Origin of the sequence: Streptomyces sp. V4I23 (genome assembly GCF_030817975.1) — a bacterium.
Lineage (GTDB): Bacteria > Actinomycetota > Actinomycetes > Streptomycetales > Streptomycetaceae > Streptomyces.
Map to the genome: position 1 here is coordinate 2,191,042 of NZ_JAUSZW010000004.1, position 22,856 is coordinate 2,213,897.

General features: G+C 72.8%; 20 protein-coding genes. 7 read left to right on the top strand and 13 right to left on the bottom strand.

From position 1 onward, the window contains the following. Window positions 1-2 precede the first annotated feature (2 nt). Genes QFZ82_RS11975 through QFZ82_RS11990 form a run of 4 tightly spaced genes read left to right on the top strand, consistent with a single transcriptional unit; the run spans window position 3 to window position 3,941 of the window. On the top strand, window positions 3-1,052 hold the full coding sequence (locus QFZ82_RS11975; RefSeq protein ID WP_307713157.1) for an ABC transporter permease: 1,050 nt from the start codon (window positions 3-5) through the stop codon (window positions 1,050-1,052). After that, entirely contained in the window at window positions 1,049-1,978 is a 930-nt protein-coding gene (locus QFZ82_RS11980) for an ABC transporter permease (RefSeq protein WP_307713158.1), read from the top strand. Before QFZ82_RS11975 ends, QFZ82_RS11980 begins: the two co-directional genes overlap by 4 nt. Beyond that, on the top strand, window positions 1,975-2,943 hold the full coding sequence (locus tag QFZ82_RS11985) for an ABC transporter ATP-binding protein (protein ID WP_307713159.1): 969 nt from the start codon (window positions 1,975-1,977) through the stop codon (window positions 2,941-2,943). The genes QFZ82_RS11980 and QFZ82_RS11985 overlap by 4 nt, the downstream gene beginning before the upstream one ends. Before the next feature lie 20 nt (window positions 2,944-2,963). Next, the gene (locus tag QFZ82_RS11990) at window positions 2,964-3,941 is read left to right on the top strand and encodes an ABC transporter ATP-binding protein (RefSeq protein ID WP_307713160.1); all 978 of its coding nucleotides are present in this window, start codon (window positions 2,964-2,966) and stop codon (window positions 3,939-3,941) included. A 168-nt stretch (window positions 3,942-4,109) separates the two neighbouring features. Here the strand turns inward: QFZ82_RS11990 and QFZ82_RS11995 are convergent, their stop codons facing one another. The 9 genes from QFZ82_RS11995 to rimP form a co-directional block, all read right to left on the bottom strand. Next, window positions 4,110-5,051 carry a bifunctional riboflavin kinase/FAD synthetase gene (locus QFZ82_RS11995; protein ID WP_307713161.1) on the bottom strand — a complete coding sequence of 314 codons (942 nt, stop codon included), beginning with the start codon at window positions 5,049-5,051 and terminating at the stop codon, window positions 4,110-4,112. A 41-nt stretch (window positions 5,052-5,092) separates the two neighbouring features. Further along, the gene (locus QFZ82_RS12000; RefSeq protein ID WP_307713162.1) at window positions 5,093-8,488 is read right to left on the bottom strand and encodes a serine protease; all 3,396 of its coding nucleotides are present in this window, start codon (window positions 8,486-8,488) and stop codon (window positions 5,093-5,095) included. Window positions 8,489-8,693: 205 nt separating this feature from the next. After that, window positions 8,694-9,593: a tRNA pseudouridine(55) synthase TruB gene (gene truB / locus QFZ82_RS12005; RefSeq protein ID WP_307713163.1), complete on the bottom strand. Its 900-nt coding sequence runs from the start codon at window positions 9,591-9,593 to the stop codon at window positions 8,694-8,696. Next, window positions 9,590-10,027 (bottom strand): 30S ribosome-binding factor RbfA, encoded by a 438-nt coding sequence (rbfA, locus tag QFZ82_RS12010; RefSeq protein WP_307713164.1) that lies wholly within the window; start codon window positions 10,025-10,027, stop codon window positions 9,590-9,592. The genes truB and rbfA overlap by 4 nt, the downstream gene beginning before the upstream one ends. A gap of 35 nt (window positions 10,028-10,062) precedes the next feature. After that, window positions 10,063-10,356: a DUF503 domain-containing protein gene (locus QFZ82_RS12015; protein WP_307713165.1), complete on the bottom strand. Its 294-nt coding sequence runs from the start codon at window positions 10,354-10,356 to the stop codon at window positions 10,063-10,065. 148 nt (window positions 10,357-10,504) lie between these two features. Further along, window positions 10,505-13,555: a translation initiation factor IF-2 gene (gene infB / locus QFZ82_RS12020; RefSeq protein WP_307713166.1), complete on the bottom strand. Its 3,051-nt coding sequence runs from the start codon at window positions 13,553-13,555 to the stop codon at window positions 10,505-10,507. Window positions 13,556-13,707: 152 nt separating this feature from the next. Then, window positions 13,708-13,986 carry a YlxR family protein gene (locus QFZ82_RS12025; RefSeq protein ID WP_307713167.1) on the bottom strand — a complete coding sequence of 93 codons (279 nt, stop codon included), beginning with the start codon at window positions 13,984-13,986 and terminating at the stop codon, window positions 13,708-13,710. Between the two features lie 117 nt (window positions 13,987-14,103). Next, window positions 14,104-15,099: a transcription termination factor NusA gene (gene nusA, locus QFZ82_RS12030; protein ID WP_307713168.1), complete on the bottom strand. Its 996-nt coding sequence runs from the start codon at window positions 15,097-15,099 to the stop codon at window positions 14,104-14,106. A gap of 2 nt (window positions 15,100-15,101) precedes the next feature. After that, window positions 15,102-15,617, bottom strand: coding sequence for a ribosome maturation factor RimP (gene rimP, locus QFZ82_RS12035; RefSeq protein WP_307713169.1), 516 nt, complete (start codon window positions 15,615-15,617; stop codon window positions 15,102-15,104). Window positions 15,618-15,741: 124 nt separating this feature from the next. On the opposite strand from rimP, the gene QFZ82_RS12040 reads away from it, so the two are divergent. The 3 genes from QFZ82_RS12040 to QFZ82_RS12050 are packed head-to-tail and all read left to right on the top strand — an operon-like array spanning window position 15,742 to window position 17,646. Next, window positions 15,742-16,305: a hypothetical protein gene (locus tag QFZ82_RS12040; RefSeq protein WP_307713170.1), complete on the top strand. Its 564-nt coding sequence runs from the start codon at window positions 15,742-15,744 to the stop codon at window positions 16,303-16,305. Next, entirely contained in the window at window positions 16,302-16,733 is a 432-nt protein-coding gene (locus QFZ82_RS12045; RefSeq protein ID WP_307713171.1) for a DUF4439 domain-containing protein, read from the top strand. Before QFZ82_RS12040 ends, QFZ82_RS12045 begins: the two co-directional genes overlap by 4 nt. Window positions 16,734-16,776: 43 nt before the next feature. Continuing rightward, complete coding sequence (locus QFZ82_RS12050; protein ID WP_307713172.1) at window positions 16,777-17,646, top strand: aminoglycoside phosphotransferase family protein; 870 nt, start codon at window positions 16,777-16,779, stop codon at window positions 17,644-17,646. Between the two features lie 634 nt (window positions 17,647-18,280). On the opposite strand, the gene QFZ82_RS12055 is transcribed toward QFZ82_RS12050, so the two are convergent. From QFZ82_RS12055 to ispG, 4 genes are all read right to left on the bottom strand, one after another. Next, window positions 18,281-19,975: a proline--tRNA ligase gene (locus QFZ82_RS12055; protein WP_307713173.1), complete on the bottom strand. Its 1,695-nt coding sequence runs from the start codon at window positions 19,973-19,975 to the stop codon at window positions 18,281-18,283. Between the two features lie 65 nt (window positions 19,976-20,040). Further along, entirely contained in the window at window positions 20,041-20,589 is a 549-nt protein-coding gene (locus QFZ82_RS12060) for a GNAT family N-acetyltransferase (protein WP_307713174.1), read from the bottom strand. A 29-nt stretch (window positions 20,590-20,618) separates the two neighbouring features. Beyond that, window positions 20,619-21,464, bottom strand: coding sequence for a GNAT family N-acetyltransferase (locus tag QFZ82_RS12065; RefSeq protein WP_307713175.1), 846 nt, complete (start codon window positions 21,462-21,464; stop codon window positions 20,619-20,621). Between the two features lie 169 nt (window positions 21,465-21,633). Next, window positions 21,634-22,791: a flavodoxin-dependent (E)-4-hydroxy-3-methylbut-2-enyl-diphosphate synthase gene (gene ispG, locus QFZ82_RS12070; RefSeq protein ID WP_307713176.1), complete on the bottom strand. Its 1,158-nt coding sequence runs from the start codon at window positions 22,789-22,791 to the stop codon at window positions 21,634-21,636. Between the last annotated feature and the right edge of the window lie 65 nt (window positions 22,792-22,856).

Here is a 22,856-nt window from a genome sequence, read left to right on the forward strand (position 1 = left end):
CGATGAGCACCACGAGCACGACCGGCACGACCGCTGTGGCGCGGGTCCCCGAGGCCCGCGCCGCGAGCGGCCACGTACGCGCCTATCTCTTCCATGCGGCGGGCAAGCTCGGCGGTGCGGCGGTCTCGCTGTTCGCCGTGCTCGTCACGAGCTTCTTCCTCTTCCGCATCATCCCGGGCGACCCGGTGAAGGCCATGACCCATGGCATGCCGACCTCGGCGGAGCAACTGGCCACGTTGCGGCGCCAGTTCGGACTGGACCAGCCGCTGTGGCAGCAGTTCACCGACTACTGCGGCAAGGCGCTGTCGGGTGACCTCGGCATGTCGTACCAGTTCCACGCGCCCGTCGGCGATCTGATCGCCCAGAAAGTCCCGGCGACGCTGCTGCTGACCGGTGTCGCCGTGGTGATCTACTCGGCGATCGGGCTCTGGCTGGGCACGCGCTCGGCATGGCGGCACGGCAGTCTCGGCGACAAGCTCAACACGGGTGTGGCGCTGACGCTGTGGTCGGTGCCCTCGTTCTGGCTGGGCCTGCTGCTGATCATCGTCTTCGCGGTGGGCATCGGCCCGATTCCCGGCATGTTCCCGACCGGTGGCATGGAGTCGGGCAGCGAGAGCGGCTTCGCGTACGTCGCCGACGTCGCGCACCACATGGTGCTGCCGGTGATCACGCTGGTCGCGGTCGGCTACGCGCAGACGCTGCTCGTGATGCGTTCCTCGCTGCTCGACGAGATGGGCAGCGACTATCTGACGACGGCCCGCGCCAAGGGGCTGCGGGACGACTCGGTGCGCCGCAGGCACGCCGTGCCGAACGCGCTGCTGCCCACGGTGACGATGGTCTTCATCAACCTCGGTCATGTGGCGGCCGGTTCGATCCTCGTGGAGACGGTGTTCTCCTGGCCGGGCCTCGGCGGCCTGTTCTACCAGGCGCTGAGCGTGCCGGATCTCCCGCTGGTGCAGGGCCTGTTCGTCGTGTTCGCCGGCGCGATGATCGTGATGAACCTCCTCGCAGACCTCCTGTATCCGCTGCTCGATCCCCGGGTGGGCCGATGACGACCACACCGACCGCTCCGGTCACCGACAGCCCGCGGTCCGCGCGCTCGCTGGCCTGGGCACGCCGCCGGCACTCTCTCGCCCGCTTCTGGAAGGCGTACCGCACGCACCGGGCCGGGCTGTTCGGGCTCGGCGCGCTCGCGCTGATCGCCCTCGTGGCGCTCGCAGCTCCGCTGCTCGTCGGCTCGGGCGTTCAGAGCGTGACGAACGCGCCCGGCACGGCACTGGAGGATCCGAGCGGCGAGTTCCCGCTGGGCACGGACCAGTTCGGTCGTTCGCTGCTCGATCTGCTGGTGTGGGGTGCGCGGGTCTCGCTCACCGTCGGGCTGCTCGCCGCGGCCCTTTCGGTGGCCATCGGCACCCTCGTCGGCATCATCGCCGGTCACTACGGCGGCTGGTTCTCCACCGTCCTGATGCGGATCACGGACTGGTTCCTGGTGATGCCGGCGCTGGTGCTCGCGATCGTCCTGGCGACCGTCATGTCGAGGAGCATGTGGACCGTCATCGTCGCCATCGGCGTCACCAGCTGGCCCACCACGGCCCGGCTCGTGCGCGCCCAGACCATCGCCGTCGAGTCCCGCCCGTACATCGAGCGCGCCAAGGCGCTCGGCGGCGGGCACGGGCACATCATGAACCGCCACGTCCTGCCCAATGTGATGCCGCTGGTCCTGGCGCAGACCACCCTCGGCATCTCCAGCGCCATCCTCACCGAGGCGACGCTGGCCTTCCTGGGGCTCGGCGACCCGACGGTCGTCTCCTGGGGCGGGATGCTCCAGGACGCCCGTGAGGCGGGCGCCGTGTCGTCGGGCCACTGGTGGTACCTGGCGCCGCCCGGTATCTCCATCGCCGTCGTGGCCCTCGCCTTCACCCTGTGCGGGCGTGCCATCGAATCCGTACTCAACCCGAAGCTGGGGGCCGCGCGTTGAGCCTGCTGGAGGTCAAGGACTTGTATGTGACGTACGGCAGCGGCACGACGGCCGTGCCCGCCGTACGCGGTGTCGACCTCACGCTCGCGGCCGGCCGCAAGCTGGGGGTCGCGGGCGAGTCCGGCTGCGGCAAGTCGACGCTCGCGCTCGCCCTGCTGCGGCTGCTGCCCGCGTCCGCGCGCCTCACCGGGGAGATCCTGCTCGACGGCGAGGACGTGCTGGCCATGAAGTGGGGACGGCTGCGGGCCGTCCGCTGGGCGGGGGCGTCGATCGTCTTCCAGGGCGCGATGCACTCGCTCAACGCGGTGCACCGCGTCGGCGACCAGATCGCCGAGCCGATCCTGCTGCACCGCAGGGCCACCCCGGCCGAGGCGAGGACGCGCGTCGGTGAACTGCTCCAGCACGTGGGCCTGCCGGTCTCCCGCGCCGACGCGTATCCGCACGAGCTGTCCGGCGGGCAGCGCCAGCGGGTGATGATCGCGATGGCCCTGGCCTGCGATCCCCGGCTCATCGTGGCCGACGAACCGACCACCGCGCTCGATGTGATGATCCAGGCGCAGATCCTGCGGCTCATCGAGCAGCTGGTAGCCGAGAAGGACATCGCCCTGTTGATGATCAGCCACGATCTGGGCGTCCTCGCCGACACCTGCGACGAGCTGGCCGTGATGTACGCGGGCCGGATCGTCGAGGAGGGCCCCGCACGGGAGGTGTACGGGGCGGCCCGGCACCCCTACGGGCAGGCCCTCTCCGCGGCGTTCCCGCGCATCGGCGACCCCGCGTCGCGCCGTGCGCCGCGCGGCCTGCCGGGCGACCCGCCCGACCCGGCGTCGCTGCCGGACGGCTGTACGTTCCACCCGCGCTGTCCCGTCGCCGTGGACGCCTGCGCGAGCGAGGACCAGGTGCTGGTCGCGGCCGGCGAGGAGCGCCGGGCGGCCTGTCTGCATGTGGGGGCGAAGCAGCTGTGAGCCGTACCGAGGAGCCGAGCATGACCACCACTCCCCTGCTGTCTGCGGCCGGACTGCACGTCGCCTTCCCTGGGCGGCGAGGTCGCCCCACCGCGCGGGCGGTCGACGGAGTCGATCTCGACATCGGTGCGGGCGAGATCGTCGCGCTGGTCGGCGAGTCCGGCTGCGGCAAGACCACCCTCGCCCGCTCGCTGCTCGGTCTTCTCCCGCCGACGTCGGGGCGGGTGACGTTCGGGGGGCAGCCGCTGGACTACGCCTCACGCGCGCTGAAGCGGTACCGCAAGCGGGTGCAGCTGGTGCTCCAGGACCCGAGCGGTTCGCTCAACCCGCGGCACACCGTGTACGACGCGGTCGCCGAGGGCCTGCGCATCCACGGGTACGCGGGCGACGAGCGGGCGGCCGTCGCCGAGGCGCTGTCGCGGGCGGGCCTGCGCCCGCCGGAGCGGTTCTTCCTGCGCTACCCGCACGAACTGTCCGGCGGTCAGCGCCAGCGCGTGGTGATCGCCGGCGCGCTGGCGCTGGAGCCCGAACTGATCGTCGCCGACGAGCCGGTGGCGTCGCTGGACGCCTCCGTACGCGGCGAGATCCTCGCGCTGCTGCTGCGCCTGCGGGACGAACTGGGCCTGTCCGCGCTGGTGGTGACGCACGACCTCGGGCTCGCGTGGAACATCGCGGACCGGGTGGCGGTGATGTACCTGGGCCGGATCGTGGAGGCGGGCCCGGTGGAGGAGGTGCTGACGGCGCCCCGGCACCCGTACACCCAGGCACTGCTGTCGGTGCTCCCGGAGTCGGGGAACGTCCCGGTGGTCCTGACGGGCGAACCCCCGGACCCGTCCAGGATCCCCACCGGGTGCCGTTTCCACGCCCGCTGCCAGATCCTGTCCTCTGGCGAGGCGGCGCGGGCGGGGGTGGCGGACCTGTGCCGCACCCGGGACCTGCCGGTGCTGGGGAGCGCGGGGGCGGGGGTGGCCTGCCACTGGGCGGGAGCGTCGGGCTGAGGCCGGGGCCCACGAGACCGGGGCTCCGCCCCGACGCCCCGCGCGCCCGCTTCACGGCGCGATGCGGTTCGGCCGGCCCCTGGCCTGATGCGCGCGCCGCGCGTACGGAGGGGGTCCTCTCCCAGAGAGCTGGTCCTCCCCGTAAGACGGCCACGCCCGAGAGTGTGCCTACGCCGCCGTCAGTTCGCGGCAGCGCTTCACGTCGTCCGCCATCGCCACCAGCAGCGCGTCGATCGAGTCGAACTTCTGCTGGCCCCTCACGAACGCCAGGAAGTCCACCGTCACGTGCAGTCCGTACAGGTCCAGGCCGACGCGGTCGATCGCGTACGCCTCGACCGTGCGCTCCGTGCCGTCGAACTGCGGGTTCGTGCCGACGGAGATCGCCGCCGGCATGCGCTCCCCGTTCGCCGTCAGCCAGCCCGCGTACACGCCGTCCGCCGGGATCGCGGTGTGGGGCAGGGTCTCCACGTTCGCCGTGGGGAAGCCGAGCTCGCGCCCGCGCTGCGCGCCGCGGACCACGACGCCCTCGACGCGGTGCGGACGGCCGAGGATCTCCGCGGCGCCCGTCACGTCGCCCTCGGCGACCAGGCGGCGGGTCAGGGTCGAGGAGAACGGCTCGCCGCCGCCCGCCTCGCCGGACACGAACAGGTCGACGACCTCGACCTCGTAGTCGTACGTGGCGCCGAGCTCGGTGAGGAAGGCGACGTTCCCGGCGGCCTTGTGGCCGAAGCGGAAGTTCGGGCCCTCGATGACCGCGCGTGCGTGCAGCTTGTCGACGAGCACCTTCACGATGAAGTCGGCGGGCGACAGCTTCGAGAACTCGACGGTGAACGGCAGGATGAGCACCGCGTCGACGCCCAGCTCCGCCATCAGCTCCGCGCGGCGGTGGTGAGGCGCCAGCAGCGGCGGGTGGCTGCCGGGGCGCACGACCTCGCTGGGGTGCGGGTCGAAGGTGACGACGACCGACGGCACGCCCAGCTCGCGCGCCTTCTCCACGGCACGACCGATGATCAGCTGGTGTCCGCGGTGCACCCCGTCGTAGGAGCCGATGGTGACGACGCTGCGTCCCCAGTCCTCGGGGATGTCCTCCAAGCCACGCCAGCGCTGCACTGTGACCGCTCCTCGCCCGAACCCGTGTACGTCATTAACGATTACGCAGGTCTAAGACTGCCATGCCCGGGACTCCCGCTTCGCATCGGCACCTGGCTGCCGGGCCTCCAGAGCGTCCCCCACGTGTGCGGACCGGCCACGAGGGCCCATTCCTCCGGGTCCTCGGCGAGCCATCCGGTGAGCGCGACGGCGAAGCGCGGCGCGGTCCCGGCGAGTTCCACGAGACGGCGGTCGAGGCAGGCCGCGCCGCCGGGGCTGCGGACCAGCAGCAGGCCGGTGCGGTGCACGAGGGCTCTGGTCGTGGACTCGTCGACGGCCCCGCAGCCGAGGGCCGCGGCCCGCAGCACGGCGTCGAGCACCTCCAGGTCGCGGGCCTCGTACTGCTCGTAACGCAGCAGTACGTCGAGGAGCTCGGCGCGCAGCGAGCGGGAGGCGGGGCTGCCGGGCGCGGCGAGTACGGGTGCGAGCGCGCTGCGTACGCGGGCGGGCCGGCCGCGCAGCAGGCGGGTGACGAGGGGGAAGAGGACGGCGCGGTCGACGGGCCGGTGCTCCAGGCGGTGCTCGACGTAGGCCGCGGCGTGCGGCGCTCCGCCGGGCCGGTGGTCGACGTACTCGCAGACGAGGGCGGCGACCGGCCGGGCCGTGGCGGGGGTGGTCGCCCGGGCGAGCACGTCCAGCAGGGCGCCCGTGTCGGTGGCCTCGGGCCGCAGGAGCCGGGTCCGGAAGGCGGCGAGCACGGGGGCCGGGTGGGTGGAGAGGGCACCGGTGAAGGCGGCCGGGGGCAGCTGCGGGTCGCCGTCCGCGAAGCGGGCCAGCGCCCGGTCCAGGTGGTGGCCCCGGCTGACGGGGTCGCGGACGAGCAGGGCCAGCGCCGGGCCGCCCAGCGGTCCGGGGCGTGCGAGCAGCGCGCCCGCCGCGCGGCGCAGCAGTTCGCGGTCGGCGTCGGCGGTGATCGTGGCGTCGGCGGCCCGGGCGTGGGCGGCGGCCGCGGCCCGTCGGGCCGGACGCGGATCGCGGGCCCAGCGGTGGACGGCACGGCAGTAGGCGGCGGGCTCGTCGTGCGCGAGGACGGCGAGCAGCTCGGCGGCCCGCGGGTGGGCCGTGTCGACGAGGGCGTCGGCGAGGCCGTCGGGGTCCTGGCAGCGTCGGGCGTACAGGAGGGCCTGCGCGGCCGCGGAGACGGTGGGCCGCACGGCCTCGTCCGGCCCGGCGGCGAGCGGTGTGTCGTCGGTGAACCACCGGCACACCAGTGGCTGCACGGCCCGGGGATCGGCGGCCAGTCGCTCCGCGGCCAGGTCGAGGAAGCGCGGCGCGGCTCCGCCCGTGCCCGGTACGCGGTCGGCGGGGACGAGGCGGCGCAGCAGGTCGAGGCGGGACGCCTCACCGAGCGGCAGCCGTGCCCAGAACGCGGGCCCGAAGTCCTTCCGGTCGGCGGGCACGGCGACGACGCGCCGGGCGAGCAGCCGCAGCACGCCGACGTACGGCTCGGCGTCCGGCACGCGGTGCAGCACCTCGGTGAGCAGGCGCACCGCCCACCAGCGGGCGTCCCGGTCCTCCTGCGACGCGTCGGTGCGGTCCAGCGCGCCGACGAGGGCGGTCAGTTCGGTGACGAGCCGGCCGTGGCCGCGCTGCCGGGCGAGGAGCAGCAGGGCCTGCACGAGGGGGCCGCTGCGGTGGCGCGGCACGGCCGGCGCCGCCTCGGCGGGCAGGGCGCGGCCGTGCACGAGCGTGCGGAGCGCGGTGCCGAAGTCCAGATGGGCGCCCTGGATCCAGTCGGCGAACTCCTCGTGGGCGAAACGGTAGCCCCCGCCGGCCGGGACGAGCAGCCCCTCGGTGAGCACGGCCGGTGCCCAGCCGGACGCCCAGGGGAAGAGTTCCTCGAAGGACCGGCGGTCCAGTTCGCCCTGCCCGGGGCCCAGGCAGCGCCGTGCCGCCTCGTGCACGCGGCCGGCCACCCGGGCGGCGAGCCGCCGCACGGCGGTGACGCGCTGGGGCGGTGCGGTCGCCGCGGCGACCCGGACCGCGATGCGCAGGCAGAGCAGGTCCAGCCAGGCGGCGAAGACGTCCTCGCGCCCCGGGCTGCCGGCCGCCCCGTCGGGCAGGGCCTTGCGTACCTCGGCGAGCAGCCGCAGTGCGAGCGGATGGCCTGCGTCGCGGTCGGCGAGGGCGTGCTCGGGCAGGCCGTACCGCTCCCGCATCAGGCGTGCCTGTTCCGGTCCGAGGTCCCCGATCCGTACGACGGGACGCGCCGTGCGGGCGTGGGCGGCGGACGGCCGGTACAGCTCCGCGGCCTGTTCCCAGTGTTCGGGGCCGCAGCCGACGACCAGGTGCACCAAGTGGTCGGCCAGCCAGTCGGCGGTGGCCGGGGCCCAGTGCGCGAGCCGGTGCGCCAGGGAGGGCGGCATCTCCTCGGGGCCGTCGAGGACGACGAGGAGCGGGCGGCCGGCCGTGCGGGACAGGTGCGCCACCCGTCGCGGGGTGACGCCCGCGAGATCGTCGGTCCCCTCGGCGGCGGCCCGGATGCGTGCCGCGCGGCACAGCGCGCGGGCCATCGCGTCGGCGACGGACGTGTCGTCGGGGTGCAGGTCCGCGCCGCGCAGCCACAGGGTGGGAGCGGGGTGGGGGCCGTCCGCGCGCCGTGCGGCGAGCGCCGACAGTTCCGTGGTGCGTCCCGTGCCGGGTGCGCCGACGAGCCCCAGCACCCCGGGCGCGGACCGGTTGAAGGCGGCCAACTCGGCGGCCGCTTCGGGCCGTTCGACCGGATCGGGCCAGGCGCCGGGGCCTGCGGTCGGTCCGCAGGAGACGGCGGTGAGTTCGAGGACGGCTGCGAGGTTGAGGTCGTCGCCGTAGGCGGGCACGGTGGCGGCGTTGCGCCGCAGCAGCGCGGCGAGCGGTCCGTCCGGGTGGCCGGGGCGCAGGGGCCGGACGACCACCGCCGCGCGCTGTCCGGGCGGCGGGGGCGCGCCGAGGACACCGAGGACGGCGCCGGTGGCCGCGTCGAGCACCGGTCCTCCGACGGCCGACCGGCCGCGGCGGAGCGCATCGCCGGCGTCCGTCCCCATGGCCAGCTCCACGGCTCCGGGGTCCGGGACGTCGTGGGCACCGCCGAGGACCCTGGCCTCGCGCCAGCCGTCGGCGAGCAGTCGTACGTACGTCCCGCGCGCGACGTGGTCCCGTGCGCCGATGGGCAGCGGGGGCACGGCGAGTCCGCGGGTGCGGATCAGGGCGACGCCGAGGCCCGGGAGGCGGATGACGGCATCCGCCCCTGCGGTGCTCTCGCGGCCGCCGGGTGCCCTGACGAGCAGGGCGTCGTGTCCGTCGACGGACTCCTGGCCGGTGACGACGGTGCCCGAGTCGTCGGCGACGAAGCCGGTGCCCAGCGGCCGCCCGGCCCGATCGCAGATCCGTACCAACGTTGCCGTACTGCCGCATTCCATGCGTTCGACGCTAGATCGCCGATGATCAGCGCAGGGTCCCGCGTCACGAAAGCGCCCCCGAGTGCGCCGCCAGATACTCCGAGCGCCTGCACGATGAGGTGAATTCCGGCGTTACAGCGGACAGCCTGTGGGTGGGGGAAGCGAGGGGGGTCGTGGCACGGGCGGAGTCACCGCCCGTGCCACGAGGCGTCCCGGGTCCTCGGGGTCAGGCGAAGACGGCGAGGCTCTTGGCCTTGCCCTTCTGCTCCTCGACCAGCGCCAGGAAGCGCCCGCCGGGGCCGAAGACCGCGACCGGTGACCGGTCGTGGGCCGGCATGTCCAGCCGCACCCCGTTGGCCAGCAGCTTCGCCCGCCGCTCGTCCACGTCCCAGCGGGGGAAGGCGGCCGCGGCGGCCTCGGCGATCGGCATCACCGTCAGCTCCTGCTGGAGCTGGTCGAGCGTCTTCGCCGCGTCGATCCCGTAGGGGCCGACCCGGGTCCGGCGCAGCGCGGTGAGGTGCCCGCCGACCCCGAGCGAGGCGCCGAGGTCGCGGGCGAGCGCCCGGATGTAGGTGCCGGAGGAGCAGACCACGGAGACGACGAGGTCGACGACGGTCAGGCCGTCCTCGGTGGTCGCCTCCCGCACGTCGTACACCTGGAACGAGGAGACGGTCACCGGCCGGGCCGGGATGTCGAACTCCTCGCCGCCGCGCACGCGCGCGTACGACCGCTTGCCGTCGATCTTGATGGCGCTCACCTTGGACGGCACCTGCATGATGTCGCCGGTCAGTTCGGCGACGCCCGCGTCGATCGCCTCCCGGGCGATCCCGGAGGCGTCGGCGGTGGACGTGATCTCGCCCTCCGCGTCGTCCGTGACGGTGTTCTGCCCGAGCCGGATGGTGCCGAGGTACTCCTTCTCCGTCAGCGCGAGGTGGCCGAGGAGCTTGGTGGCCTTCTCGACGCCGAGGACGAGCACCCCGGTGGCCATGGGGTCGAGCGTCCCCGCGTGTCCGACGCGGCGGGTTCTGGCGATCCCGCGCATCTTGGCGACGACGTCGTGCGAAGTGAAGCCCGACGGCTTGTCGACGATGACAAGTCCGTCGGGCGTCCTGATGTGCTGTGTCATTCCGAGGCTTCGTCCTCGGGCTTGCGGTACGGGTCGGCCTCGCCGGCGTACGTGGCGCCCGAGGACGCCTCGCGCACCTTGGCGTCCGAGGCCCGCGCCTTGTCGAGGAGGTCCTCGATCGTCTTCGCGTTCTCCGGGAGGGCGTCGGCCACGAACGTCAGGGTCGGCGTGAACTTCGTCCCCGCCGCCGCGCCGACCGCCGAGCGCAGGATGCCCTTGGCACTCTGCAGTCCGGCCGCGGCGCTGGCCCTGTCCTCGTCGTCGCCGTAGACCGTGTAGAAGACCGTGGCCTCCCGGAGGTCACCGGTGACGCGGGTGTCCGTGATGGTCACGTTCGATCCCAGCCGGGGGTCCTTGATGCCGCGCTGCAGCTTCTCGGCGACCACCTCCCGGATGAGGTCTGCCAGTTTCTTCGCCCGCGCGTTGTCGGCCACTGGTCCTTCTCCCTTTCCTGCTGTGCCTTGCTCATTCAGTCTTCGTCGCTGTGGAGCCTGCGTCTAACCGACAGCAGCTCCACCTCGGGCCGGGCGGCGACGAGGCGCTCGCACCGGTCCAGTACGTCTGTGAGATGTCCCGTGTCGCCGGACACCACCGCGAGGCCGATCTCGGCCCGCCGGTGGAGGTCCTGACCGCCGACCTCGGCCACGCTCACCGGGTACTTCCGCTGGAGTTCGGCGACGATCGGGCGGACCACGGAGCGCTTCTCCTTCAGCGAACGTACGTCGCCGAGAAGCAGATCGAAGGACAGCGTCCCCACATACATGTGTGTGACCGGATGTCCCGCCGGTTCGGGTTCATGACGCCTGCCAGCGCTTGGCAGGGACCTCCAAACCGTACACGCAACGGCCGGGGCCGATCGACGGAGTTTGTTCCGCCGACCGGCCCCGGAAAGGCTGCGCAGTCGAGCTGTGTCAGCCGCGCGGCTTCTCGCGCATCTCGTACGTCGCGATGACGTCGTCGACCTTGATGTCGTTGAAGTTTCCGAGGTTGATACCGCCCTCGAAGCCTTCGCGGATCTCGGTGACGTCGTCCTTGAAGCGACGCAGACCCTCGATGTTGAGGTTCTCCGCGATGACCTTGCCGTCGCGGATGAGCCGGGCCTTGGTGTTGCGCTTGACCTCGCCGGAGCGGATGAGCACACCCGCGATGTTGCCCAGCTTGGACGAGCGGAAGACCTCGCGGATCTCCGCCGTACCGAGCTCGACCTCTTCGTACTCCGGCTTGAGCATGCCCTTGAGGGCCGCCTCGATCTCCTCGATGGCCTGGTAGATCACCGAGTAGTACCGGACGTCGACGCCCTCGCGCTCCGCCATCTGCGAGGCACGGCCGGCCGCGCGGACGTTGAAGCCGATGACGATGGCGTCGGAGCCCATCGCCAGGTCGATGTCCGACTCGGTGACCGCACCCACGCCGCGGTGCAGCACGCGGATGTCGACCTCTTCGCCGACGTCGAGCTGGAGCAGGGAGGACTCGAGAGCCTCCACCGAACCGGACGCGTCGCCCTTGATGATGAGGTTGAGCTGCTGGACCTCGCCCGCCTTGAGCACCTTGTCGAGGTCCTCGAGGGACACCCGGCGGGTGCGCTTGGCGAACGCGGCGTTGCGCTCACGGGCGGCACGCTTCTCGGCGATCTGACGGGCCGTACGGTCCTCGTCGACCACCAGGAAGTTGTCGCCGGCGCCCGGGACGTTGGTGAGACCGAGGACGAGGACCGGGGTCGAGGGACCCGCCTCTTCCACGTTCTCGCCCTTGTCGTCGAGCATCGCCCGGACACGGCCGTACGCGTCACCGGCGACCATCGTGTCACCGACGCGCAGCGTGCCTCGCTGGACCAGGACGGTCGCGACGGCGCCGCGGCCCTTGTCCAGGTGGGCCTCGATCGCGATGCCCTGCGCGTCCTGGACGGGGTTGGCCCGCAGGTCGAGCGAGGCGTCCGCGGTGAGGACCACGGCCTCCAGCAGGGAGTCGATGTGCAGACCCTGCTTGGCGGAGATGTCGACGAACATGGTGTCGCCGCCGTACTCCTCGGCCACCAGACCGAACTCGGTGAGCTGGCCGCGCACCTTCGTCGGGTCGGCGCCCTCGACGTCGATCTTGTTGACCGCGACCACGATCGGCACGTCGGCCGCCTTGGCGTGGTTCAGCGCCTCGATCGTCTGGGGCATCACACCGTCGTTGGCCGCGACCACGAGGATCGCGATGTCGGTGGACTTCGCACCACGGGCACGCATGGCGGTGAACGCCTCGTGACCCGGGGTGTCGATGAAGGTGATCGCACGCTCTTCGCCGTTGACCTCGGTGGCGACCTGGTAAGCACCGATGTGCTGCGTGATACCGCCGGCCTCGCCCGCGACGACGTTCGTCTTGCGGATCGCGTCCAGCAGTCGGGTCTTACCGTGGTCGACGTGACCCATGACGGTCACCACCGGCGGACGCGAGACCAGAGCCTCGTCGCCACCCTCGTCCTCGCCGAACTCGATGTCGAAGGACTCGAGCAGCTCACGGTCCTCCTCCTCCGGGCTGACGATCTGAACGGTGTAGTTCATCTCGTCACCGAGGAGCTGCAGCGTCTCGTCGGAGACGGACTGCGTGGCCGTGACCATCTCGCCGAGGTTCATCATGACCGCGACGAGCGACGCCGGGTTGGCGTTGATCTTCTCCGCGAAGTCGGTGAGCGACGCACCGCGCGACAGGCGAATGGTCTCGCCGTTGCCGCGAGGCAGCATCACGCCGCCGACCGACGGGGCCTGCATGGCCTCGTACTCCTGGCGCCTCTGCCGCTTCGACTTGCGGCCACGGCGCGCCGGGCCGCCGGGACGGCCGAAGGCGCCCTGCGTGCCACCACGGCCGCCGGGACCGCCCGGACGTCCGCCGAAGCCGGGACGACCGCCGCCGAAGCCGCCGCCGCCACCACCGGGGCCACCGCCACCGGGACGACCGGCGAAACCGCCGCCGCCACCGGGACGACCGCCGCCACCGCCGCCACCAGGACGGCCGGCGAAGCCGCCGCCTGCCGGACGGCCGGCGCCGCCGGGACGACCGGCACCGCCGGGACCACGACCGCCGCCGCCAGGGCCGGGACGCGGGCCGGCAGCGGGACGCTGCGGCATCATGCCCGGGTTGGGACGGTTGCCGGCAGGGCCGCCGCCGGGGCGGGGAGCCTGCGGACGCGGCATGCCGCCCGGAGTCGGACGCGCACCACCCTGACCCTGCGGACGCGGAGCGCCGCCGGGGCCGCCCTGCGGACGCGGAGCGCCCGGAACGGCACCGCCGCCAGGACGCGGGGCACCACCCGGACGGGGCGCCTGCGGGCGCGCCATGCCGGTGGAGCCACCGGAGGTGAAGGGGTTGTTGCCCGGACGGGGACCGGCCGGACGGCCACCCGGGCGCGGGGCGCCGGCGCCGCCGGCGGGACGCGCCGGACGCTCGCCGCCGCGGCCGCCGTCACGCTGGCCGCCGGCCGGAGCCGGGCGGGCAGGACGGGGCCCGGGGGTCGCACCCGCGGGGCGCGGGGCCTGCGGGGTGCTGGGCTGTGCCGGGGCCGGAGCCGAGAACTCGGCAGCGGGCACCGGAGCCGCCGGAGCGGGCTTGGCCGGTGCGGGCTTGGGACCCGGAGTCGGACGCGGGCCCGGGGTCGGGGCCGCGGAGGGGGTGCTGCTCGCCGGGGCCGGCTTGGGGGCCGGTGCGCCGGGCTTCGGGGCAGCAGGACGTGACGCCTGCGCCGGGGACGGCGCGGACGGCTTGGAAGGCGTCGCCTTGCGGGGCGCGCCAGGCTTTGCTGCGGTCTTGCCGGCGTTGCCACCGGGACCCTGCAGCGCGTCAGTCAACTTGCGTACAACCGGCGCCTCGATCGTCGAGGACGCCGAACGGACGAATTCACCGAGTTCTTGGAGCTTGGCCATGACGACCTTGCTCTCCACGCCGAACTCCTTGGCGAGTTCGTATACCCGGACCTTAGCCACTTCGCTCCTTTTAGGTCCGGGTTACCGCCGGACCGTCGCTACTTCATGGGCGTACTCATCGCGTACTCATCGAGTGCTCATCGCAATCTCGACCTACTTCCAACTCGCGAGGTACCTGACCGCACGGTGTTCCGTGCCGTACTTCTTTCTTCTTACGGTGCTGCCTGCTCGACATACCGCCGGACGTCGGCGGTCTCAAGCGGTCCCTTGACCCGGAAGGCCCTCGGGAACGCCCGGCGGCGAACCGCCAGGTCGAGACAGACCAAGGCGGGGTGCACGTACGCACCCCGGCCGGGCAGCGTACCGCGATCATCGGGGACGCACTCGTCCTCGATCACCACGATGCGCAGCAGATCGCTCTTGGCCGCTCGCTCCCGGCATCCCACACAGGTTCGCTCAGGGCACACGCGGGCATGCGTCCGGCCAGACACGCTTCAGTCTACCTCCCCGCACCGACCTCACCCCTTTGGGGCAAAAATCGAACGGATGTTGTCCTGATCCGCGTGACCCCCGACTCATGCCAACGGGGCCCCACGCCGATTGATTCCTCAGCCCTGGTCGGCGGTGTGCTCCGTGTCGGGGCGGATGTCGATGCGCCAGCCGGTCAGGCGCGCGGCGAGGCGGGCGTTCTGCCCTTCCTTGCCGATCGCCAGCGACAGCTGGTAGTCCGGAACGGTGACGCGGGCGGAGCGGGCGCCGAGGTCGACGATCTCCACCTTGCTCACCCGGGCGGGCGACAGCGCGTTCGCCACCATCTCGGCCGGGTCGTCCGACCAGTCCACGATGTCGATCTTCTCGCCGTGCAGCTCGGCCATCACATTGCGCACCCGGCCGCCCATCGGGCCGATGCAGGCGCCCTTGGCGTTCAGACCGGAGCGGGTGGAGCGGACCGCGATCTTGGTGCGGTGACCGGCCTCACGGGCGATCGCCGCGATCTCGACGCTGCCGTCGGCGATCTCCGGGACCTCCAGCGCGAACAGCTTCTTCACCAGGTTGGGGTGGGTGCGCGACAGCGTCACGGACGGGCCGCGCACACCCTTGGCCACCCGGACCACGTAGGTGCGCAGGCGCAGGCCGTGGGTGTACTCCTCGCCCGGCACCTGCTCCTGCACGGGCAGGATCGCCTCGAGCTTGTCGTCCAGCTTGACGAGGACGTTCTTCGGGTCCTTGCCCTGCTGCACCTGGCCCGCGACGACATCGCCCTCACGGCGGGCGTACTCGCCGAAGGTGACGTCGTTCTCCGCGTCCCGCAGCCGCTGCTGGATGACCTGGCGGGCGGTGCTCGCGGCGATCCGGCCGAAGTCCGACGGGGTGTCGTCGAACTCCTTGGGCTCCTGGCCCTCCTCCAGATCGGACGGGTCCTCCTTCGCCCACACCGTCACATGGCCGGTGTCCCGGCTGAGCACCACACGGGCGTGCCTGCGGCTGCCCTCGGTGCGGTGGTACGCGATGAGGAGGGCCGATTCGATGGCCTCGACCAGCAGGTCGAAGGCGATCTCCTTCTCCTGTGCCAAGCCCCTCAGGAGCTTCACGTCGATGTCCACGGCTACGCCTCCTCTTCCTTCTCGTCCTTCACGTCCTGCTTGTCCTTGCGGCTGAACTCGATCTCGACGCGCGCCTTGGCGATCTCGTCGAACGCGACCCGGCGGGCGGTGGGCTTGCGCCCCTTCACGCCCGGGATCTCGAGGTCGAGTCCTTCGTCGTCCACGGTGAGGATGCGGGCGACCAGTTCCCCGGCTTCGTGCAGCTGCAGCTTGACCAGGCGGCCGGTGGCGCGCACGTAGTGGCGGTGCTGTGTCAGGGGGCGGTCGGCGCCGGGAGAGCTGACTTCGAGGACGTACTCGCCCTCGCCCATCGCGTCCGTCTCGTCGAGCTTCTCGGAGAGGGAGCGGCTCAGCTCGGCGCAGGCGTCCAGTTCCACGCCGTCGTCGGAGTCGACGATGATCCTCAGTGTGCGGCGCCGGCCGGCCCGGGAGACCTCGATCTCTTCCAGATCCAGGCCGGCGGCGGTGACGAGCGGCTCCAGCAGCCCGCGCAGCCGCTCGCTCTGGGTGGTGCTCATCCGGGTGACTCCTCGGCCGCGTGTGCTGTTGTGGGATCGTCGCGTGTCGAAGGAAAGGGTATCCGGTCCCGGAGGGTGTTGCCGTCCACGGGCGCCGGACCCACCGGTACGCTCGCCTGCGGCGATGATCACCAAGAGGGCCGAGGAGACAGGCGTGGGGCGCACCGGGACGACGCGGCGACGTGCGCTGCTGGCGACGGGTGCGGCCGCCGCCGCGATGGTGACCGGCTGTTCGGGCGATGCGGCCCAGGAGCGGCCTCCCCGCCCCCGCGCCGCCGATCCGGCACAGGCCGAGAAGGCCCTGCGCCGGCGGCTCGCGGCCCGGAGCCAGGCTCTGTTGGACGAGTACGACGCCGTGATCGCCCGCCATCCCGCGCTCGCCGGGCGGCTGACGCCGCTGCGCGCGGACGTGGCCGCGCATGTGGCGGCCCTCGCCGACCGGAAGCCGGCGCCCGCCGCGCCGGTGTCGCCGTCGCCCTCGGGGACCGGGTCCGTCGTGGCCGGCGGGCCGACCCCGGACGATCCCGCCTCCGCTCTCAAGGCGCTCGCCGCGGCCGAGCGGCGCACGTCCGACGCGCACACGGCGTCACTGACGGACGCGGAACCGGAGCTCGCCCGGCTGCTGGCCTCGGTCGCCGCCGCCGGAGCGGCCCATGCGTACTTGCTGACGAAGGGGGACGCGCGATGAGCGCGGTGGACGCCGTACAGGCCGCGCTCGCGGCGGAGCACGCGGCGGTCTACGGCTACGGGGTCGTCGGCGGCCGCATCGACGACGACCGCGCCCACGAGGCCGCCGCCGCCCATGCGGCGCACCGGGCCCGCCGGGACGCGCTCACGCGCACGGCAGGCGACCTCGGCGCCGAACCGGTCGCCGCCGCGGCCGCCTACGCCCTGCCCTTCGCCGTGCCGGACTCCGCGGCGGCGGTCCGGCTCGCGGCCGAACTGGAGGAGCGGGTCGCGGGCGTGTGCTCCGACCTCGTGCGGGCGGCGGACGGACCGCTGCGGCTGGAGGCCGCGGCGGCGCTGCGCGAGGCGGCGGTCCGTGCCGTGCGCTGGCGCGGCAGCGGCGTAGCCTTTCCTGGGCTCGCCGAGCGGGCCGCCGGCCGAAGCGGCTGACCTCGCCTGCAATCGGCTGAACTGGAAAGGGAACGCACCACGTATGGCTCTCGAACCGCCGCAGCGGCTGGTCCGGGCACTCGGGGAGAACGACGAGTGGCTCGCGGGCCTGCACCGGACCGCCCAGGAGGCGGTGGACCGGCGGAAGCTGGACGTCGAACGGGTGGTGGTGCCGGGCGGCCGGAGCGGTCTCGTCCTTCTCGTGCGCCGTTCCGACGACACGCCCGCCGCGCTGAAGCTGGCCCCGCCCGCCGCCGCGCCGGCGCTGGAGCGGGCGGCGCTGGAGCACTGGAACGGGTGGGGAGCGGTGCGCCTGCTGGACGAGGCCGGGGACGGCCTGCTCATGGAGCGGCTGCAGCCCGATGTCTCCCTGCGGTCCCTGCCCGAGGCGAAGGCGCTGCTGGAGGCTGCCGGAACGGTTCGGCGGCTGTGGGTCGAGCCGCCCGCGGGACACGGTTTCGAGACGGTGGCGGAGCGCACGGAGTGGCAGGCGGAGGCGATGCGGGCGCGCGCGGGCGACGAGCCGCTGGTCGCGGCGGCGCTCGCGGTGCGTGAGGAACTGGTGGCGTCGGCGCCCGAACTCCTGCTGCTGCACGGCAACTTCCGTCAGGGCAAGGTGCTGGCGGGTGACCGGGTGCCGTGGCTCGCGGTGGGGCCGGAGCCGGTGGTGGGCGAACGCGCCTACGACCTGGCGCGCCTGGTCCGCGACCGGGTCGAGGACCTGGTGGCCACGGCCGCGGGGGCGTCGTCGGCCCGTCGCCGGGTGAACAGGCTGGCGGACTCGCTGGAGGTGGACCGAGACCGGCTGCGGGGCTGGACGCTGTTCCGCGCGGTCGAGTCGGGCACCCGCGCGGTGGCGTCGGGCCGCCGGGCGGAGGGTGAGCTGGCGCTGGAGTTCGCGAGCTGGTTGTAGCGGCGGCGGCTTCCCACCACCCCGCCCTTCCCCGAAACCGGGGCTCCGCCCCGGCCCCCGGACGGGCTGATGTCGCGCAGCGAAATCCGGCCTCGCCGGCGATTGAGGCGAGGGGCCGGGGGCGGAGCCCCCACGGAGACGCCGGGGCACATCCAGCCCCGCCCGCGACAGAGGCGCGGGGGCTTGCGACGCAGCCCCGACGGGCGCGCTGCGTCGCACAGAGCCCTGCCCGCTGCAGAGGCAGGGCTCGCGGCGCAGCCCCAACCGACGCGCCGCGCACAAGACGCCCGTCGGCGATCGAAGCGCGGAGCTTGCGCGCAACCCCAACGGGCGGCGCTGCGTCGCACGGAGCCCCGCCGGCGATCGAAGCGCCGGGCTTGCGGCGCAGCCCAACCGACGCGCCGCGCGCACGGAGCCCCGCCCGCGATCGAAGGGCGGGACTTGCGGCGGCACATCCAGCCCCGCCCGCGACAGAGATGCAGGGCTCGCGGCGCAGCCCCAATGGGCGCGCCACGTCGCAGGGAGACCCCGTCGGCGATCGAAGCGCCGGGCTTGCGGCGCAGCCCAACCGACACGCCGCGCACAAACGCCCCGCAGGCGGAGGCCCCGGGGGCAGAAGCCCCCGGGACACGCGTCACGCCCGCAGGCGCGCCACCGCTTCCGCGACCGGGAGTTCCTCGCGCTCGCCCGTGCGGCGGTCCTTCAGTTCCACCACGCCCTCGCCGGCACGGCGGCCCGCCACGAGGATCTTCGGGACGCCGATCAGCTCCGCGTCCGTGAACTTCACGCCCGGCGACACGCCCGCCCGGTCGTCGACCAGCACGCGCAGGCCGGCGTCGCCCAGCTGCTGGGCGACGTCCAGGGCCAGCTCCGTCTGCAGTGCCTTGCCGGCGGCGACGACGTGCACGTCGGCGGGCGCGATCTCGCGGGGCCAGCACAGGCCCTGCTCGTCGGCCGTCTGCTCGGCGAGCGCCGCCACCGCGCGCGAGACGCCGATGCCGTACGAGCCCATGGTCACGCGGACCGGCTTGCCGTTCTGGCCGAGCACGTCGAGCTGGAAGGCGTCGGCGTACTTGCGGCCCAGCTGGAAGATGTGACCGATCTCGATCGCGCGGTCCAGCTTCAGGCCGGCGGAGCACTTCGGGCAGGGGTCGCCCTCCTCGACCACGACGACGTCCAGGTACTCGTCGACCTCGAAGTCGCGGCCGGCGACGACGTTCTTCGCGTGGAAGCCGTGCTTGTTCGCCCCGGTGATCCAGGCGGTGCCGGGCGCGACGCGCGGGTCGGCGATGTAGCGGACCTTCTCCAGGCCCTGCGGGCCGACGTAGCCGCGGACCAGGTCCGGGCGGCCCACGAAGTCGTCGGCGGTGACCAGCTCGACGGTCGCGGGCGCCAGGTGGTCGCCGAGCTTGCCGAGGTCGACCTCGCGGTCGCCGGGGACGCCGACCGCGACGATCTCGCCGTCGACCTTGACGAGGAGGTTCTTGAGGGTGGCCGACGCCGGGACGCCCAGGTACTCGGCGAGCGTCTCGATCGTCGGGGTGTCGGGGGTGTCCAGCTCCTCGACCGGGCCGTGGTCCGAACCGTCGGCGGGCGCCGGCACGAAGGTGACGGCCTCGGTGTTGGCGGCGTAGTCGCAGGACGGGCAGTAGACGAAGGTGTCCTCACCGGCCGCGGCGGGTGCGAGGAACTCCTCGGACGCCGAGCCGCCCATCGCTCCCGAGACCGCGGAGACGATCTTGTGCTCCAGGCCGAGCCGCTCGAAGATCTTCACGTACGCCTCGCGGTGCAGGGCGTAGGACTCGGCGAGGCCCTCGTCGGAGGTGTCGAAGGAGTACGAGTCCTTCATCTGGAACTCGCGGCCGCGCAGGATGCCCGAGCGGGGACGCGCCTCGTCGCGGTACTTCGTCTGGATCTGGTAGAGGATCACCGGCAGGTCCTTGTAGGACGTGCACTGGTCCTTGACCAGCTGGGTGAAGATCTCCTCGTGGGTGGGGCCGAGGAGGTAGTCGGCGCCCTTGCGGTCCTTGAGGCGGAACAGTTCGGCGCCGTACTCCTCCCAGCGGCCCGTCGCCTCGTACGGCTCCTTGGGCAGCACGGCCGGCAGCAGGACCTCCTGGGCGCCGATGGCGTCCATCTCCTCGCGCACGACGCGGGCGACGTTCTCCAGGACGCGCTTGCCGAGGGGCAGCCAGGACCAGATGCCCGCGGCGTTGCGGCGGACGTAACCGGCACGGACGAGGAGCTTGTGGCTGAGCGTCTCGGCGTCCGCCGGGTCGTCGCGCAGTGTCTTGATCATCAGACGGGACATGCGCTGGACCTGGGCCATGGTGAACTCCTGCTCGGAACGTGTGATGTGCAGGAGGTTAGCCGGGCGGCACCGACAGGCGGAAATCAGTTGCCGCGCAGCAGCGGCAGCGGGGCGCCCATCACCACGTACGGACTGGGCGCGCTCGGGAACAGGACGCGTTCGGCGAGGTCCCGGTAGCCGAGCCTGCGGTAGAGGCGGCGGGCGGGGCTCTCGGTGTCGATGGCGGACAGGATGGAGCGCGGCTGGTCGGCTCCGTCCGTGAGGGTGGTGATCAGCGCGCGGCCGATCCCGCGGGCCTGGAAGCCCGGGTGGACGTGCAGTTCGGTGATGACGAAGGCGTCGTCGAGCCAGTCCTCGCTGCCGTTGCGGCGCAGGTACGGCTCGACGACGGTGGACCACCAGTGGCTGCGGTCGTTCGGCATGCCGTAGACGAAGCCGACGAGCCGGTCGTCCGCGGTGGTGGCGCCGAGGGCGTGCGCGCCCGGGCTGGTCAGATGCCGCAGCACGATGTAGCGGCGGATGTCGATCTCTTCGTCGCTGAGCCCGAAGGCCAGTGCCTGGACGGCGAGTGCCTCGTCGACCCGTGCCGTCAGGTCGAGCGGGCCGATGACGACGCCGGGATCTGCTGCCATGGCCGCACCCTACTGGCCGCGCACGCCGTTCAGAACAGCACGCTCATGAAGGCGCCGACCTCGCGGAAGCCGACCCTGCGGTAGGCCGCCCGGGCGGCGGTGTTGTAGTCGTTGACGTACAGGCTCACGATCGGCGAGACATCCGCGAGGGCGTAGCGCAGGACGGCCGCCATGCCCGTCTCGGACAGTCCGCGTCCGCGGTATTCCGGCGCGACCCAGACGCCCTGGATCTGGCAGGCCTTGGCGGTCGCGGCGCCGATCTCGGCCTTGAAGACGACCTTGCCGTCCTCGATGCGCGCGAAAGCCCGTCCCGTGCTGACGAGTTCGGCGACGCGGGCCTGGTAGAGCAGGCCGCCGTCACCGGCGAGCGGGGAGACGCCGACCTCCTCGGTGAACATCGCCACGCACGCCGGCATGATCACGTCCATCTCGTCCTTGCGGATGCGGCGGACGTACGGGTCGGGCTCGATGTCGTCGGGGACCGTCTCGGTGACCATCAGCGGCTGGTGGGCGCGTACGTCCCTGGCGGGGCCCCAGCTCGGTTCGAGCAGGCGCCACAGCGCGGCGGCTGGTTCGGCGGGGCCCACGATGGACGAGCAGCGGCGTCCGGTCCTGCGGGCCCGGTCGGCGAAGGCGCGCACGGCTTCGGGCGTGGCGCAGACCGGGACGAGGTTGGCGCCGGAGTAGCAGAGGGAGCGCAGCTGCCCGTCCGCGTACCAGCCCCACATCTCGCCGCCGAGGCGCCAGGGATCGAGACCGGCTACCTGGACCCGGGCAGTGACGAAAGCATTCGTCACGGGATCGCTCTCGAGGATGGCGAGCGCTGCGCCGAGTTCGCCGGGGTCGAGGACCCGGGTGGTGGTCTGCGTCAACACAAGGGCCTCACCATGCGGTTTGCTGATCCTGGCACTGTACCTGCCGCTTCGGCGTCGTGTCCGGTTCGGGGAAACGGACCGGCCTGCGCGGGCGGGTTCCGGGGACGGGCCAGGACGGCGCGAGGCCCCGCGTCCCGGCGGGAGCGGGGCCTTCGGACGCGTGGACGCGTCAGCCGGCGACGGAGATCTGGGGCTCGCCGGAGGCGACGCCGTCCTTCTCCATCTGCTCGGCGATCTTCATCGCCTCGTCGATCAGCGTCTCGACGATCTTCGACTCGGGCACGGTCTTGATGACCTCGCCCTTGACGAAGATCTGGCCCTTGCCGTTGCCGGAGGCGACACCGAGGTCGGCCTCACGGGCCTCGCCGGGACCGTTCACCACGCAGCCCATGACGGCGACGCGCAGGGGGACCTCCATGCCCTCGAGGCCCGCCGAGACCTCGTCCGCCAGCTTGTAGACGTCGACCTGGGCGCGGCCGCAGGACGGGCAGGAGACGATCTCCAGGCGGCGCTGGCGCAGGTTCAGCGACTCCAGGATCTGGATGCCGACCTTGACCTCCTCCGCCGGCGGGGCGGAGAGGGAGACGCGGATGGTGTCGCCGATGCCCTCCGACAGCAGCGCGCCGAACGCGACCGCGGACTTGATCGTGCCCTGGAAGGCGGGGCCGGCCTCGGTGACGCCGAGGTGCAGCGGGTAGTCGCACTGGGCGGCGAGCTGGCGGTAGGCGTTGACCATCACGACCGGGTCGTTGTGCTTGACCGAGATCTTGATGTCGCGGAAACCGTGCTCCTCGAAGAGCGATGCCTCCCACAGAGCGGACTCGACGAGCGCCTCGGGGGTCGCCTTGCCGTACTTCTCCAGCAGGCGGCGGTCCAGCGAGCCCGCGTTGACGCCGATGCGGATGGGGGTGCCCGTCTCCCCCGCCGCCTTCGCGATCTCCCTGACCTTGTCGTCGAACTGCTTGATGTTGCCCGGGTTGACCCGCACCGCCGCGCAGCCGGCGTCGATCGCCGCGAAGACGTACTTCGGCTGGAAGTGGATGTCGGCGATGACCGGGATCTGCGACTTCTTGGCGATGGTCGCGAGGGCGTCCGCGTCGTCCTGCGTGGGGCACGCGACCCGGACGATCTGGCAGCCCGACGCCGTCAGCTCGGCGATCTGCTGCAGCGTCGCGCCGATGTCGGAGGTCCGGGTCGTCGTCATGGACTGCACCGAGACGGGTGCGTCGCCGCCGACCGCGACGGAACCGACCTGGATCTTCCGGCTGACCCTCCGGTCGGCGAGCTTCGTCGGAACGGACGGAATTCCGAGAGAAATTGCAGTCATCTGCTGTGCAACCCCAAGGTATGGATCGAGGTCCCGAGATCGGCGGGCTCCAGCACCCGAGATTA

Coding starts and splice junctions, on each gene's coding strand:
- QFZ82_RS12060 (WP_307713174.1), bottom strand. CDS start 20,589: ATGGCAGCAGATCCCGGCGTCGTCATCGGCCCGCTCGACCTGACGGCA.
- ispG (WP_307713176.1), bottom strand. CDS start 22,791: ATGACTGCAATTTCTCTCGGAATTCCGTCCGTTCCGACGAAGCTCGCC.
- QFZ82_RS11990 (WP_307713160.1), top strand. CDS start 2,964: ATGACCACCACTCCCCTGCTGTCTGCGGCCGGACTGCACGTCGCCTTC.
- QFZ82_RS12000 (WP_307713162.1), bottom strand. CDS start 8,488: ATGGAATGCGGCAGTACGGCAACGTTGGTACGGATCTGCGATCGGGCC.
- truB (WP_307713163.1), bottom strand. CDS start 9,593: ATGACACAGCACATCAGGACGCCCGACGGACTTGTCATCGTCGACAAG.
- QFZ82_RS12015 (WP_307713165.1), bottom strand. CDS start 10,356: ATGTATGTGGGGACGCTGTCCTTCGATCTGCTTCTCGGCGACGTACGT.
- rimP (WP_307713169.1), bottom strand. CDS start 15,617: ATGAGCACCACCCAGAGCGAGCGGCTGCGCGGGCTGCTGGAGCCGCTC.
- QFZ82_RS11980 (WP_307713158.1), top strand. CDS start 1,049: ATGACGACCACACCGACCGCTCCGGTCACCGACAGCCCGCGGTCCGCG.
- QFZ82_RS12055 (WP_307713173.1), bottom strand. CDS start 19,975: ATGGCCCAGGTCCAGCGCATGTCCCGTCTGATGATCAAGACACTGCGC.
- QFZ82_RS12050 (WP_307713172.1), top strand. CDS start 16,777: ATGGCTCTCGAACCGCCGCAGCGGCTGGTCCGGGCACTCGGGGAGAAC.
- QFZ82_RS11975 (WP_307713157.1), top strand. CDS start 3: ATGAGCACCACGAGCACGACCGGCACGACCGCTGTGGCGCGGGTCCCC.
- QFZ82_RS12045 (WP_307713171.1), top strand. CDS start 16,302: ATGAGCGCGGTGGACGCCGTACAGGCCGCGCTCGCGGCGGAGCACGCG.
- QFZ82_RS12040 (WP_307713170.1), top strand. CDS start 15,742: ATGATCACCAAGAGGGCCGAGGAGACAGGCGTGGGGCGCACCGGGACG.